Annotated in this window: 8 protein-coding genes and 2 pseudogenes; 6 read left to right on the top strand and 4 right to left on the bottom strand. The window is 58.3% G+C overall.

Annotation, left to right across the window (positions count from 1 at the left end; genetic code table 11):
* Nucleotides 1–70: 70 nt before the first annotated feature.
* Nucleotides 71–736, bottom strand: coding sequence for a nuclease-related domain-containing protein (locus P9255_RS15800; protein ID WP_309790013.1), 666 nt, complete (start codon nt 734–736; stop codon nt 71–73).
* Nucleotides 737–3107: 2371 nt separating this feature from the next.
* On the opposite strand from P9255_RS15800, the gene istA reads away from it, so the two are divergent.
* The 4 genes and pseudogenes from istA to P9255_RS15820 form a co-directional block, all read left to right on the top strand.
* Nucleotides 3108–4559, top strand: coding sequence for an IS21 family transposase (gene istA / locus P9255_RS15805; protein ID WP_404980358.1), 1452 nt, complete (start codon nt 3108–3110; stop codon nt 4557–4559).
* The gene (locus P9255_RS15810) at nt 4556–4939 is read left to right on the top strand and encodes an ATP-binding protein (protein WP_309764230.1); all 384 of its coding nucleotides are present in this window, start codon (nt 4556–4558) and stop codon (nt 4937–4939) included. Before istA ends, P9255_RS15810 begins: the two co-directional genes overlap by 4 nt.
* 418 nt (nt 4940–5357) lie before the next feature.
* Nucleotides 5358–6719: an IS110 family transposase gene (locus P9255_RS15815; RefSeq protein WP_309764229.1), complete on the top strand. Its 1362-nt coding sequence runs from the start codon at nt 5358–5360 to the stop codon at nt 6717–6719.
* A gap of 41 nt (nt 6720–6760) precedes the next feature.
* Nucleotides 6761–7231 (top strand): annotated as a pseudogene (locus P9255_RS15820) (ATP-binding protein); the annotation flags it as partial.
* A gap of 244 nt (nt 7232–7475) precedes the next feature.
* Here the strand turns inward: P9255_RS15820 and P9255_RS15825 are convergent.
* Nucleotides 7476–8435, bottom strand: coding sequence for a hypothetical protein (locus P9255_RS15825; protein ID WP_309790015.1), 960 nt, complete (start codon nt 8433–8435; stop codon nt 7476–7478).
* Nucleotides 8436–9867: 1432 nt separating this feature from the next.
* Nucleotides 9868–11148, bottom strand: coding sequence for an integrase domain-containing protein (locus P9255_RS15830; protein WP_309764227.1), 1281 nt, complete (start codon nt 11146–11148; stop codon nt 9868–9870).
* Between the two features lie 1952 nt (nt 11149–13100).
* Between P9255_RS15830 and P9255_RS15835 the strand changes: the two genes are divergently transcribed.
* Nucleotides 13101–13820 (top strand): ABC transporter permease, encoded by a 720-nt coding sequence (locus P9255_RS15835; RefSeq protein WP_309764226.1) that lies wholly within the window; start codon nt 13101–13103, stop codon nt 13818–13820.
* Between the two features lie 2 nt (nt 13821–13822).
* On the top strand, nt 13823–14257 hold the full coding sequence (locus P9255_RS15840; RefSeq protein ID WP_309764225.1) for an ATP-binding cassette domain-containing protein: 435 nt from the start codon (nt 13823–13825) through the stop codon (nt 14255–14257).
* Here P9255_RS15840 and P9255_RS15845 read toward each other — a convergent pair.
* Nucleotides 14202–15288, bottom strand: a pseudogene (locus P9255_RS15845) (IS630 family transposase). The gene P9255_RS15840 and the pseudogene P9255_RS15845 sit on opposite strands and share 56 nt — an antisense overlap.
* Nucleotides 15289–15627: the final 339 nt, after the last annotated feature.

Genomic DNA, 15627 nt, shown 5'->3' on the forward strand with positions numbered 1-15627 from the left:
CGAGGGTTGGCTCGGGTTTCACGTGGCGGGCACGCTGCTATAAACGAAACAGCGATTCCGGGTACCGGTATCACGGACGCGAGCGCCCGCGAGAGCAAAGCCAGTCGATATGGGAAGCGAGGTTGTCCACCTCTAAATAGCGCCGGTGCGTTGCGCGGAAGCGGTTCAACCTCGTGCGCACGAAGTAGTGCAAGTCTGGCAAGGTTAAGACGCCTTCCGGCACGGTCGGATGCAGGCTGCCGCCCGCCTCGCCTAGAACGGCGATACTCTCGACCGGACATTCGTGTTGAGACAGCACCAAGCGCAAATGACGCACGGCCGGCTTCGCACGGCGCAGCGGCGACGTATGAATCGTCACGTCGCCGCGGTCATCGACGACGGCAAGTTCATCTTCGTTGGTTCCCGGTTTGACTAGGCCTATCCAGAGGAAGTGGTTCACGACGAACACGCCAAACGGTGTGATCGCGAGGCAATCAACCTGTGTTGTCGGGTTCTTGGTGCCCGGTGCATGTTCGAGTTCGATTGAATGGCGCACATGCGCCCGGCCATCGCACGCATGCTGAAAGATCGGCGCAATGCGCATCAGCAACGCGCGGCTCACGCGTGGACGGTTTTTCGCTCCGTTGGTCGCCTCTTTTCTTGTCCTGCTGGAATGGCTGAAGCTATCGTCGGCGCCGCTGACCGTCTCGTTTGGTAGGTCGTGCGTCGGTATTCCGTCTTGATTGTGCTTTCTCATTTGGTCCCTCGGCTTTCGTTCATGGGATGGACTTCCAAGAAAAGTCATCGCATGCCACGGCGATCTCATTTGCAAGTCAGGCCGCCTATCGCGCCGCCACCTCTGTCGGTATAGCTCGACCGAGCGTCATTGAGTGAGGCGAGCGGCAATAGGCGAATAAGAAGGTGAGTAGGTTGCGCTACGAAAACACCGCCGGGGGAACCTACGCGCACTGACACTCGTGGGGCTTGCTCTCCAGCAGCAACCTTCGCAATGCCGCGATGCGTTGCTGCTGAGTTGGAATGAGGTAAGTCTTTTGCTTGATTCGCTCGAGCCGTGCGAGCCAATAAGACTGAGGCAGGTACGCAGGTAGAGACGGGCCGTGAGTGCTAACGACGTGGCGAATCACCGCTTCAAGATGTCTGATTTCGGCGTCCGCGCACCGCGCGGGCAGACGCACCGTAGGAGACGGTACGCTGACGGCAGAAGGACCTGTTGATCGTGCTAGGCCTTGTCGGAGGGAGTGCCCGGGCGCTGCACGCACTGGCGTGCGGGTGCGTAATCCTCCCGACGGGTGTTCCCTCGAACCGCGACTATCGGAGAGTCTTGCTCGTTGGCACGAATGCGCGCAGCACAGAAGTTTCGTTATTGGCATGTCTGAAATAATCTGGTTGGGACAAATCCAGCATGCCTGGCATATAAAGATGTCAAGGCGCCGCGACGGCTTGGCGATAGACCGAAGCAGCGGTCGTTGTATGAGGTCTGTGGTCGGCGTCAGCTCTTAGCACGGAACTCACGAGACCTTTACGAATTCACGTCCTGCACCACCGCCGGCGAACATCTGAAACCGAACTTGGTAGTTTGGAGAGACCAAAGAGTCGAAAGCTACCCCAATTTGCGAAGCTTTTGCTTGCTTGGGTGCGCCTGTTGGCCGGTACAGTGGAGGCGAGCAGTCGATCCTAGTTGCCTATATCGCCTCAGGAAACAGGAAGTCGACGACAGGCTTGAAACAAGCTCTCGCCGAAGCCGCCAAATCCGAAGCTGTTACCGAGCAGCTGTTAGGAATAGGGAACGCGAACGGGTCGTAGATTGTTAACGCCGTGTAATCGCTGGCAGGGCGGCTGTCTATCTCGGAGGTGAGCATGGGCCTTCAGCTCCGAGGAACCGAAGAATTAACGTTATGGCGAGCGAATCCCTGCCTTCTACCCGAGCGGTTTCTTCGCCGCGTCGGGCGAGGGAAACGCTGGTGCATAAGAATGATCGAAACGACGGAACGACTACATGACGAGTTCATTGCAAATCAAGATAACAATTAGCGGGTTTGTCACGCCAGAGCTTTATCGCGCCCTGTCGGCCGTCTCGAATCCAAGGCAACGAGCAGGGCTGCTCAGACGGCTCGCCGAGGACGCGCTGCGCAACAGAATAGTGACCACTCAGGTTTCGCCTGCTGCGGCCGCAGTCATAGCAGGCAGCAGTGTTGTACCCAGGCCGACCCACTCGGGAGCTGAGCCGGAATCGTTTCCTTCTATGCCCGGTGGCCCCGCCTCGGGGACAGGCATTGTGGACCAAGATCAAAGGCAGTTGGCTTATAGATGCGTAGCCGACGATTCGTCGGCCGTGAGCCCCTCCGCCCAAATGGTTCTGACCGTCACAGAGGCGCGAAACTATGGCGTAGAAGGAGTTTCCTTGCCGCGTGAGACCGCCGCGTCTATTTCATCAGTCGTCCTTGACCACGACGTAGGCGCAACGAATTCGGCGGTGGGACCAACGACGCCTTCACGACCTCGCCAAGATGGCGAGGCACTCTGCCCTGACTCCATCACGGAACCGAGCGGGAGGCACGCCGGTTTGCGGTGGGCGCTGGCTGCGACGGGACTTGCTCTGAGGGAAAACGCATACCGGTTCGGTGGCGCCATCATCGGTCGTTGGAAGACGGTAGGCAGGACTATTCGATAAGTGGTGGCCACCCATGCTTTGTTTGCTACTCGTTGCCCGCGACCCGACCCTTCCAAAATATGCTCGCTCGCCCCGGAACGAGTGCGGATAGAGGCTATGCTTCTATGCATCGCACGAGACCGGCAACGCCGTCTCGATTGCGCGCGGTGTGGCATCTCAGGACCAACACTTCGCAAATAGTTACGACGTTATCAGGAGGGCGAAGATTGGCTGCTCAAGGGCGACGCGCGATCAGAGTGGAGGGCGACAATCATGTTGGCCGGTGTAGCGGCGAAGGTTTTGGCCGGTGATGAGGAGTCGAAGGCGGCGTAGCCGCCGAAGACGACGCATCACCGGCGGCGCCGAGTCGGCCGGGTTCTACGATGGCTGATCGAACAAGAAAGCGATCAGCTACATGTCTGGAACCCGCATTACCGACCAACAGGTTCGCCTCTACATGTCCAAACGCAAACATCACTCGCAGGAGATCGCCGCCGCCAAGGCGGGCATCAGTGTCCGCAGCGCAAGGCGCATCGAACGTGACACCACCCTGCCATCACAGAAACCCCGTCGTTACTGGCGTTCCCGTCCCGATCCCTTCGCCGACGTCTGGGACACCGAAGTCGTTCCGATGCTTGCGAACGCGCCACAACTTCAGGCGATCACCATTCTGCGCAAGCTGCAGGAGGATCATCCCGGGCAGTATCCGGATAGCACACGTCGCACACTGGAGCGGCGCATTCGGCACTGGAGGGCGATGTCCGGTCCACCGAAGGAAGTCTTTTTCCCGCAGTTGCATGAGCCTGGCGCACGCGGCCTGTCCGACTTCACCGACATGGCCGAACTGGGAGTGACGATCGCTGGCGTGCCATTCGAACACCGGCTGTACCACTTCGTGCTCGCGTTCTCGCGCTGGGAATACGCTAATGTCGTTGAAGGCGGCGAGAGCTTCGAAGCACTGTCCATGGGATTGCAAAATGCACTATGGCAGGCCGGGGGATGTCCGCGCGAGCATCGCACCGACAGTCTGTCGGCGGCGTTCAGAAACCTCGCGGATAAAGACGACTTCACAGTGCGCTATGCGGCGCTGCTCGAGCACTACCGCATGAACGGGACGCGCAACAATCGCGGCTTGGGCCACGAGAACGGTAGCGTGGAGTCATCGCATCGCTATTTGAAGGAAGCTGTCGACCAAGCGTTGATGTTGCGCGGCCATCGGGACTTCGTTGATCGTGCGGCCTATGATGAGTTTCTGCGCGAGGTCGTCATGCGTCGCAACCGGCGTAACGCAGCGGCGTTCCGCCTTGAGCGCCAACAGCTCATGGATCTCCCGTTAAGGCGCACGACCGACTTCGTCGAGGAAGAAGCGCGCGTTACACGCTGCAGTACCTTCACCATACGCGGCATTCTGTACAGCGCGCCGTCGCGCCTGATCGGTCATCGTCTGAAGGTGCGCGTGTATGGTGACCGGCTCGACTGCTATCTGTCAGGCGCGCTGGTGCATAGCACCTCGCGAGGTTCGCGTGCCGGCGACAACCGCCGCGCACTTGATTACCGACACTTCATTGAGAGCCTCAAACGCAAGCCGCAGGCATTCAAGGGGCTTGCGTTTCGAGACGAGCTGTTTCCGCGCGAGGCCTATCGCCGGACTTGGGAACAGCTGGAGGCGAGACTGACGCAACGCGAGGCGTGCAAAGTCATCGTTGGATTGCTTGAACTCGCCGCGCTCGATGGCGTCGAGGCCGTGCTGGCCGCGCACCTCAACGCGTTGCTGGTTGACGGCAAGCTGCCTGATCTGAAGGCTCTACGCGAGGAGTTCGCGCCGCGTCACGCCGATTGCCCAAACGTCAATGTCGAGATGCCACCCGCAAGCAGCTATGACGACCTGCTCGACAAGGAGGTCGCATGAGCACGCATGCTTACGATGCCGGCCGTCTTGCCTTGATGCTCAATGAACTGCGCCTGCCGACCATCGCCCGCCTTTGGCCCGAGTTTGCGGAGCGCTCCGACAAGGAAGGCTGGCAGGCCACACGCTTGATCGGCGCATTGCTCGAACACGAACTGGCCGAGCGGGCCAAACGGCGCATTGAACGCCATCGTGCCGAGTCGCATCTGGACCCGACCAAGACGCTTGCGACCTTCGACTTCAGCATGGTGCCGATGGTTTCAAAGGCACACGTCATGGCGCTCGCGACCGGCGATTCGTGGCTTGAGAAAGGTGCCACGGCGCTCCTGTTTGGTCCGCCTGGGGCCGGCAAGAGTCAGGTATCTATAGCAGTGCGGGGTTGACGCCGAGGGGCAAGTCGATGATGGGGCTTCAAGACGCCTCGACGAAGTGATCGCGGGTCAACCTTCGCACCCTCAGATTCAATAGTTTCGTATTTGAATCTGGGTGCAGAGCGAACGCCGAGGGCCAAGAGTATGAGGCCGAGCTCCTGTCGATTTACTCACGATTCAACTCCGCCCGAACACTCGCTGATACCCTTGCCTGCGGGCACCGAGCCCAGCGACCTTAAGAACGTGGGAGAGCCCGCAGAGTTCGTCCCGACGATGTGAAGCCCATGGTTGCCGGGTTCGGGCTGGCGCAGGCAAGAGTAACGAGATGGTGGCGCATGAATCAGCAAAGTTCAAGCGGCCACGAATGAAACACCTGGCAGTGCTGCCCAGCAACGAGCCCTCTGATTCGTTAAAAGGAGAACAATGACTCATGGCTTCTATTAACAATGCACCGGTGCATCACCGAACTGTTGGCATCGATCTGGCAATCAGCGCAGTACAGGTCGCGCAAATCTTCGATGATGGACGTGCGATTGGCAAACCGATCCGCTTCCGTTTGACGTCAACCGATCTCAGGCGTTTCGTGTCAGCCGTCAAGAACGGTGTCAGTGCGGACACGCTGATCACCGCAGTAATGGAACCGACCGGCATGGCATGGTTTCCGGTGGCAAACTGGCTGCAGCGTGCCGGAATTAAGGTCATTCGAGTCAAGGGGCAACGCGTGAAGGCGTTGCGCAAATACCTTAGCGAGCATGCCAAGACTGATGCGGCCGATGCGCATGTGTTAGGCGCAATACCCGGCTTTGGTGGTCGTGGCCTTGATCCAGTTCATGTGCCAGTGCCCGAGCAACATTCTCTGCAACGACTGACTAAACAGCGTCACCGCTATCAGGAGCTGGTATGTTCCGCGCGGCGCCGCGTTCTTGACCTGATCCGATGGGCCTGCCCAGCACTTGAGCCTGTGTTACCCGACACGGTGACGCAACTCACATTGGCAATTCTCGACGAGCTATTCGATCCTCGCAAGGTTGTCGCTATGCGACGTGACGTGCTTGCTCGATTCTTGGCGCGACACGCATCAGGCAATCATCCCAAGAGCGGCCCCTTTATTGATTCGCTGGTCGAGAAACTTAAGTCTGCTGCCGAGGAAACCATTGAACTCCATGGTGATAGCGTCGATTTCGTCGCTTTGCAATTTGAGGTGGCACAGGAGGTCGAACGTTTGCGATTATGGGATCGTCACGTGAGCGCGATCGAGCGCGAGGTGGAGCAAATCTATCAGCGCGTGCATCCGTCCAACGCACTTCGATCGATCCCTGGCATTGGTGCGACCCTGGCTCCCTTGCTCATCGGCGTGCTCGGCTACGCAAAACGCTTCCGTAACGAGGATCACATCCGAGGCTTCTGCGGCATGTTCCCGACCAGAAATTCGTCGGGCGGCCTAGATAAGCCCGGGCAGAGGTTGACAAAAAGCGGAAGCGATCGCGTCAAGCGGGCGCTGTATATCGCCGCCGACGTTGCGCGCAAGATTGATCCCGACCTTGCCGCTGTGTACTGGCGTCTTATGGTGAACAAAGGGCATCACCACAAACAGGCCCTCTGCGCTGTTGCTACACGTTTGATCAACCGGATCTACCCCGTGCTGAAGACCGGTGAGCCATATGTGCTCCGAGATCAGGACGGTAACTCGATTACCGTCCAAGAAGGCAAACGTATCGTTGCTGCGCAATTTAAAGTGCCGATCGAGGTCCGCCAGTCTCGCCGCAACCAGCCTATGCCAGAACCGGCGTAGAGTCGCGCTAAGACGTTGCGAACACGCATTGACAGTCGGTACGAGATCATCTAGGTTCGGCCATCGGACACGCGTTGATTGACGCCGGCTACCGGGTGCTGTTCACGCGTACGAGCGAGCTCGTACAGAAGCTGCAGGCTGCGCGCCAGAGCCTGCAGTTGCCTTCAGCTCTTGCCAAGCTCGACCGCTTCGACCTGATCATCCTCGACGACCTGTCGTACGCCCGTAAGGACCAGGCCGAAACAAGCGTCCTGTTCTAGCTGATCGCCGAAAGATACGAGCGCCGCAGCCTTCTGATCACGGCCAACCAGCCCTTCTCGGGATGGAATAACGTGTTTCCGGATCCCGGCATGACTGTCGCTGCGATCGACCGACTCGTCCACCATTCGACGATCTTCGAGATGAACGTCGAAAGCTACCGTCGTCGCGCAGCCAGCGACAAACAGAACAACCGGCGCCGACAATCCTCCAGCGACGCACATCAACAAGGAGCGACAACCATGACCGGATAACGACCGACAATCATCCCGGTCGACCGGCCAAGATGGTTGTCGGTAAACCGGCCGTGCTGCTTGGCGCTGTCCAATCAGAGTTCGCTACTTGACCTAACGCTAAGGGCGGTCGCCGTTTCAACAGCAACTGCGCGCGCTGGCCAAGGTCAGTGGCGCGAGTCCCACCCACCGACAGGACGTGACCTTGTGCATCGGTCGACGCCGATTTAGATGAACGCGGCCGATACATGCTCTGCAAGCCGCCTCAACGAGGAAGAACTGACCGCCGCGTGCCCAACGAGTCGCGGATGACTTCAAAGGATTCCGGATCGCGGAGACGCCTTCTAAGCACCTTGTGGATCGCTCCTTCCATCTCATGCCGGTACCTAAAAAGCAGTGCGGCATCTTTACATTCGATGACGAGCCGATTTGAACCGCGTCCCTTCTTGATGCGCACCCGCCTGAGGTCCAAAGGCCTAATATCCTCATCGTTCAGTTCTAGCAAGATGTTGTCGGCTGTTCGGCCGACCACATCTAACATCGATTCCTTACACAGTGCCCGCAACAGCAGTTCGTCGATCCCCAGTTCGCGCTTAAGCGCGAGAAGCTTTCGCCCGACGCAGAGTGTAAGCGCTTGCACACCGAAAAGATGGCGAATGGAAACCGGCAGCTCGCTGATCGCAACGGCGTCGCTTATGTTTCGCCGGGATATGTGCAGTGCTTTCGCGCAGGCACTGAAACTGTCCCATTCCCCCTGCTTTACGCCGAGGTAATACCGCTCAGCGATGTGCGCGGGCAGATCCAGCGGCCGGGCAACGATCTTCTCTAGATCTTGTCCCGACCGACGCAGCATCTTCTTTGACCCCAACGCTTGGCCCTTTATGACACGCAACACTCCCTTGTTCGACAGGGTCTTACTAGGAACGCCACTACGCTGCACACGACTAAGCACGGTGCTCAGACCGTCGTGGATGATCGTGTGGCGAATAACACGAACGGTGTGGCTGCTGATCTCAATGCGATCTTCAAAAAGATCAACGATCGGTTCCGGCAATTTCTCAAGCTGCAGCGCCAACGATAAGTCGCCTTGGCTTACGCCGAGCGTACTGAGTGCGCCAAGTTGCGTCGTCCATCTCCCATCAGCAAGTCCCTCTCGGTAAAGCATCGCTAGTCGCCAGCAACTGCGGCGGCTGAGGAACCGATACGCCCTTTTTTTTCCAATCATCTTGCTCTCCTTTCGCCGCGCCTCAGTTTCATCGCATACACACAGCCGATAGCAAAGATCGTAATAACGGCCTGTTACGAGCTTTCTGCAGGCAACAGAAGCCGTAAGATGACGCGCTTCATCCAAGTGGTCTTTGTTAGTCTCTGAGACTTCCTGAGCTTAGGCGGAACGCAAAGCTGACCGCGACGTGCCAGCCTCTGGCTGTTGTGCTCATGAGGGCAGCACGGTACGAGGGGTGTCTCGCAGACATTGCGACAAACTCTCGTATCGCGCGGTACGGTAGCTGTCCGCTGTTGCAGACAAGGCGCGAGCGCTGCCCCGGCTTACCGACCTTGACCGAGCTGGGGGCGTTGACCGCCTTCTCTCCCCTTCTCCGTCTGAGCGAACCGTTCGCGCAGCCGATGAACGTCGGCGAGGTCTATCGAAAGCGTGCGGTACTTGGTTGTGGGCCAATCCAGCGACCGTCGATGCTTCTATGAGGCTCGCCCCGTGTCGCTCGCGATAATCGGTACTTTGCCTAAAAAGTCAGCGGGACTTCATCATGATGTAGCGCATTTTTCTCAGTCGGACCGGCAGGCAACCGGCTGATTTTAAGCGGAAAAACGGATGATATTGCGATATTGTCTTGGTCATACCAATCGCACAAAGATCGCAATAGATCGAATACGCACGCAAACTGGCGCCTTGCAACGCTCGCGTCCGCTCACGGGCGACACCGCAATCTTGAAGCTCGACTAGTGCATCGGCAAGGCGAATCGGATGCGGTAGCACCCCGGACCGCTATGCCGTGTTGCTCGAGACCTGTCGGACGTCAGCGCAAAAAGTGGAATTATCATGATGAAGTCCATTCCCCGGAAAGACACAGTTTTTTAGCGTCTTTCCGCCGCCCAGAGCACAGGAGCTTACAAAGTCGCACGAGCGAGCGCTGGGGGACGGTGTTACTTTCAGCAATTTTTGCCAAATGTAACACTGCGCCGTAGCGGTTTTTTGTATGGGAAACAACGACCTACTTATGCTTCGCCGCGCCAAGGTGATCGTCAGTGGCAAGCGCGCTTTGTTCAGCGTTGCAGGCGGCTCAAGTCCTCAGGGGCGGTGATCCGAAAAAGCAGCGGCCTCGTTATCTTCGACCTTCCTGACAGTTGGAAGCAGTTTCCGGCGTCTCGAGGTAAGAGCACGACCATGCAATCGCGCGAGCCGGCAGCCCATCGAAACTGCGACGAGTGCGGTGATGTCACGCCCGAGACTACCGCGAAAGACGACGACCGAAGCAGGCGTGACCACGGGCGCGGCTTCTTCGCTTCTCCCTTGCTTGCGCATAGTATCGTGCTGATTACCTTTCATCGTGACCACCGTCAACCCTCAACTCCGTCTCAGCCCCGGAAGCCGTCGCCGATGATGACGACTGCGAAGTCGTCGGATGGCGACGGTAGCCCTATTCGGCAAGCAGTGAAAGCTGGTCCGGTGTGGCGTCGTTGATCGTCAGAGCCAACGGTGAACCTTCGAGGACCTCGTTGGGCGCGGATGTTGGCGATGCTTCCCTTTCGACGGCGTTTGCAGGCGTTACAGTTGCCAACGGGCCGCCTTTTGCGAGTATCCGATAGAGCGCCTGCCGTGAGATTTTCAGGCGCTTTGCCGCCTCTGATTTGACGCCGTTCGCCGCATCAAGAGCCGCGATCGCCTGCTCGAAAGTCGCGACAGGTCGCGACAGGCGCTCCGCCGTCGCGAAGGTCGAGATGTAGGCCGTCGCCTTCGCTGCAAGACTATGCCCCGCGGCTTCGACCAACTGTTGCATGGCCCTTTGATGAAGTTCCGGATCGGGCCGATGATCAGGCAGCTTGATCGGTGCCGGCACCTCCGTTATAGCCTCGTACATCTTCTGCAGGTAAGCGTGGCGCAGTCCGTGAACCGTGACGCCCAAGCCACTACGCGTGATGCCCTCTTTCTGGAGGACGTGATAGAAATGGCGGTACCACCGCTTGAGCGACCATGGCTCCGGAATCATTGAACCGGTGCGCGGATTCGCGAGCCTCGCTGCACGGATGAGGACTTCGTATTGCCATTCAGCATCGATCGGCACGAGCCGGGGCCTGCCGCCCTTCGTACCATCGATGACGTGCAGGTGGCCCGAAACGCGCAGGCATTGCAGTGGACGCAGAAGCATGCTTTCTTGGGCGCGCAAGCCGAACGTCGCTTGCAATTCGACTTGAATGGCGACCCACCGATCATGCTCGCAGAGCCGGGAGACCACCTCGTTGACGTCAACGTTAGCCGCTTCCCACGACTTATCTTCTTGCGCCACGTAATAGCGGCGATAACCGTCGGGGCGTTTGATGTAGTCATCGACGGTGCCCACGAGCTGGTGCTTTTTCATCCAGGCGGCGAGCGTGCGCCAGTAGGTCAGTTTGTTTTCGACCGTGCCGGGCGCCTGATCTTTTTCCGCGACCCAAAGCTTCACGAGAAACGCGATGTGCTTTTCGGAAAGGTTCCAAGGCGACTGTAGCGCGAAGCCGCCCTTTCGCAGTTCGCGAAAGCCGGCGATCAGATGCCGTACGCGATAGGTCTGCGTCTTGATGGAGATTGCGTTCGACGTGACGCGCGTCGTGCTGTGGGGTTTCGATAGGTGCCGATTGAAGAGTTCGGCGAGCTCTTTGGTGAGCCGCTGAGGCAGCCCTGCATTGTCCAACAGGGGTAAAAAGTTGAATTGGATCTTCATGACCGTCGCATCAAAAGCGACGTTCTCACCTATCAGAAGAACGTCCCGGGTTGTTGGAATACTGCACGCATTGCTTTCCGGGATCTTAGAGATCAGATTTTCGATTCACCCGGCGCAGGGAAGCACTGCCGCCTGATGATCCATGCGCCGGACGAACCGATGCATGGCTACTTGACCGCAGGCGTAAGCCCGTCGAGCCAAGCAATTCCTTTTGCGCTTTTTGGTATCGGCAGCGCGAGCCGACAGAATGGGATATAGAAATCCGCACACAGGGTGCAAGTGATTTCCCGTCTTGCGAGCTTGTTCATCACGGTCGCCTCGATTTGGAACCGCGCGAATCAAGCTTGGCGAGAGTCGCCCTCGACGAAAGGCATAGGACGTTCGCACTGTCCGTGCGAAGTTGTTCTCAGACGATGGGAAACTGCGTTCTGCTTGCAAAGCCAATGTTGACGCCGTTGTCGGAGGACTCAGTTTCCGGCACGGCGCACATGGTCAAATCGCAGGATCACTGCGCGGGCGAAGAAGGTAGCGTCCGTCGGACGCTGTGCGAACAGAAATGTAGTGCGTTGCACTAAGGTCGATGCGTTGGAACGCGGATAGGTGACTAGGATGTTGCGCTTCTTAGCGCCGATTTGGCGGTGGAAAGCTCGCGATTTCGATACCCCTTTCGACCAATAAGCGCACACACGTCCTTCATCCGGGAAGGGCTGCCGCTTTGCTTTCGATACCGATGCATCGCCGATAGGTGCCTTGCGTGCAGCCTTCGTCGCGACCGGCGCTGCCGGGCACCTGCGTGGTTATTGATATTGCGCGAACAATCGGTACATCGGGCTCCAGCCCCGTCCAGTTGTTCACGGTGCTACGTGAATACGCTCCCGAGCATGGCCCGGCTGCGGTGCTCGCGGCCTCCGACGATCTCTTCGAAAGCTAGCCTGTTGCCGCATGGTCGTTCCCGGCGTACAGCATGTTATTACAGAGGATTAGTTTAGCGGTTGACCTTGGAGAAAGCATAAGGCAACTGCACGCTCTGAAGTGCAGTCTGCAGCTTCTGAACATTCCCGCAGGTTAGTGTGAGCAGCACGCGGTAAAAGCACTTCGTGAGGCGCGAACTTGTCCCACAGTGCCCGGAGGAAATATCATGATATAACCCAATCTGAGGAAAGAAGTACAAAAACGTATCTCTTTCCGCTGCACAGCGCACCAGATTCGTGGTAAGCGACCGTGAGCGCGCCGATACTTTTCACTAGGTCGGCATGAGCGGGGGTTGCACGTCGGCGATAGAACGGCGATTTGAGTTCCCGTTCCCCGTCTGGCCGCGTTCTGGGACACCATTTCGGCGACGGCAAGCTTTCAACAACCATTGGTGGGCTTGTTCTCGACTGTGCCAGGCGGCCAATGTCCCTGACTTAAAGCCATTCATCGTGGGTCGAGCGTCCCACGTGCGTGCAACGAGCCGATATTGGTGCGGTTAGCACTTACTAAAGGGAATCGTGCGTGTGCCACGCCATGCTACCGTCACGTCGGCTTTTATAGCGTCAAGGCGGCCCTGCGGGCGAACGCCCCGCTTTTTCTTTCTCGTTGTTGGTGCGAGCATTCTCACGTCAGCCGTTTCCTCGGCGTACGAGGTCGCCGCCTTTCTACATACCGACCTCGACGGGTGCGTGAGAGCACCAGGCCGTGCGGACCGATGGGCAGACTAAACGGCCTCTCCATGTCGCGGACGGTTAGCCACGCCGATTGCCGAGTCGGTTACCAATTAAAAATCCGCGAGACGCGCTTCAGCTTCGAACACTACCTCTCAGCGTTGCAGCGCCAACTGATTCACTAGAAGGATACCTGCGACCGATGACAGCCACTGACAACGCTGACACCTACAGAACGGACGTGCAACCGTCCGCGACTATTGTTAGCGACTTCAGCAAACGCTTAACGCTGCCCGCGTCGTCCTTTTCATGGCATGGAGCGACGTTCGACCGCGCTACAAGCGGACGATCTTGGGTCCTTTACGGCTGACGCTTGGCACGCTGCTGGGCACCGCAGGCCTCGGGTACATCTGGAGCGAGCTCTTCCATCTGGTCAGAGCCACGTTCGTCCCTGCGCTGACGAGCGGGCTAATTGTCTGGCAGTTTCTCTCGGGCTGCATCACAGAGGCACCGACGACTTTGAATCGTCAGGCGGGCATCATCCGGAATATGGAAGTGCCGCTATCGCTTCATCCCGCGCAGATGGTGACCAAGCACTTCATCAATTTACTTCATACCGCGCCTGTATTCGTCGTTGTCGCCGTTCTGATGAACGTGCACGTCGGATGGCCGACGCTGCTCTTCATACCTTGCCTGATGCTCGTCACTGCCAACCTTGCGTGGATCGCGTTCCTGCCCAACATTCTCGGCGCGCGTATTCGCGACCTCGAATATCTCGTGGCCGCCGTGATGCCGCTCCTCATGTTCCTGAGCCCAGTGATGCACCGGCCGAATTTTCTGCCGATGACCCGGCACCTTCTTTGGTTCAACCCGCTATCGCACCTGATCGAGTTGCTGCGCTATCCGCTTCTCGGCACGATCCCGCCAGGCTTCATCGTCTGGACAAGCATCGGTATGGCGGTCGTTGGGTGGAGCGTGGTACTGGTCGTGTTCCATCGCGTTCACTCGCGCATTGCGTTCTGGATCTAACGATGACGCATCTGCAATTTGACAGAGTGACCGTGCGCTACCCGGTTCACAACAATCGAACGAAATCGCTTCGGAACAACCTCGTGCGCATCAGTACCGGCGGCAGACTTGATGCGGAGTCTGGACGCATACAAGTGGTGACCGCACTCGACGACGTGAGCTTCGAGTTCCGCGAGGGCGATGCGGTCGGGCTAATCGGACACAACGGGGCGGGCAAGAGCACGATGCTGCGGACGATGGCAGGCGTGTACAAACCGACGCACGGCGCAGTCAGGCGCCGCGGCAGAACCGCGACGGTGCTTGAACTGGGCGCGGGCATCGACCTCGAATTGAGCGGCTACGAGAACGTCACCCGCATGGGCGTCCTGCTAGTCGACTGCGTCAGTGATTCGGCACCGGGCGGATCCGGCGCGAAGGATCGTCATACTTCCATTTAATCGGCTTCGGATTTTTGTTGTGTTCGCGGATGTAGTGCATAAGTTTGCGATCCAAGTCTTTCACTGAAGTGAAGATGCCGCAGGCAATCACATCACGCTGGATGCGCGAGAACCAGTTTTCCACTTGGTTCAGCCACGACGAGTAAGTCGGCGTGAAGTGCACACGTACGTTGCGATGCGCGTTGACGAATATGGCCACCCGCTCCGTCTTATGGCTGCTAACGTTGTCGCAGATGACGTGGATTTCTCTGCGTTTGGGTTGGCTGGCCACGACGTCGGTTAGGAACGCCACAAACTGTTCGCTGGTGTGGCTTGCCGCCGTTTTGCCCAGCACCTCGCCGGTCGCAGTATTGAACGCGGCGAACAGGCTGAGCGTGCCATTGCGCTTGTACTCGAAGCCATGACTCTCGGCGCGCCCCGGCGACAGCGGCAGCATCCGGTCCTTGCGGTCAATTGCCTGGATCGCGGTCTTCTCATCGACGCAGAACACTGCTGCGTGCGCCGGCGGGTTTAGGTAAAGCCCGATCACGTCGGCTGCTTTAGCCTCGAAGTCCAGGTCGTAGAGACCATATGGCGCTCAAGTTGTTGCGGCTTGATGCCGTGCTTGCGCCAAATACGCTGCACGGCCGAGACCGACACGTCGCCGAGTCCTGCCGCAGTTTATAGCTGCTCCAGTGTGCCGAGCCGTCGGCGGGTTTGTGCTTGAGGGTGCGGCTGAGCACCCGCGCCTCAAGTTTGGCTGGCGGCTGCTTGGGAGCGCGCCCGGGGTGCCCGGCGTACATTCCGACCAGTCGCTCACTAAGAAAGCGCCCGGACCAGCGCGCGATGAAGCGCGAGTCGCAACCTAGTGTGCGCATGGTGCTGTCGCGCGATTCGCCGTCCTCGAGCATCAAGATCAACTTCGCGCGTCGTACGTCCGCCGCACGTACTGTTCGGCTGCGCGCCGCCGACAACAGTTGCTCGGTCTCGGTCTCGGTCTCGGTCTCGGTCTCGGTCTCGGTCTCGGTCTCGGTCAGATTCATTTTGCCCATGACCGCTATCTAAACACACTCGGGGTGCCAATTTAATGATGCATTGCATTAGGCATGAGCATCGCAGAAACGAAAGAGCGTATCAGCGAGATCGGGCAGTTTACGCAGCTCGGCAACTTCCTGCAATTACCCGTGCGTAATGTATTCGTCAGGGATGGCGACGCGTCTCATGTTTGCAGTGGCGACGTCTACGCGCCCCGACATTCTGCTCGTCGATGAAGTCTTCGGCGCAGGTACTGCCGAGTTCCAAGAGCGAGCGAAGGAACCTATGTCTCGTCTTATCAGCAGTGTTGGCATTTTGGTTTTCGCTTCACACGATCATGAACTAATCCGCACCTA

It is taken from the genome of Caballeronia sp. LZ019 (assembly GCF_031450825.1).
Taxonomy (GTDB): Bacteria; Pseudomonadota; Gammaproteobacteria; order Burkholderiales; family Burkholderiaceae; genus Caballeronia.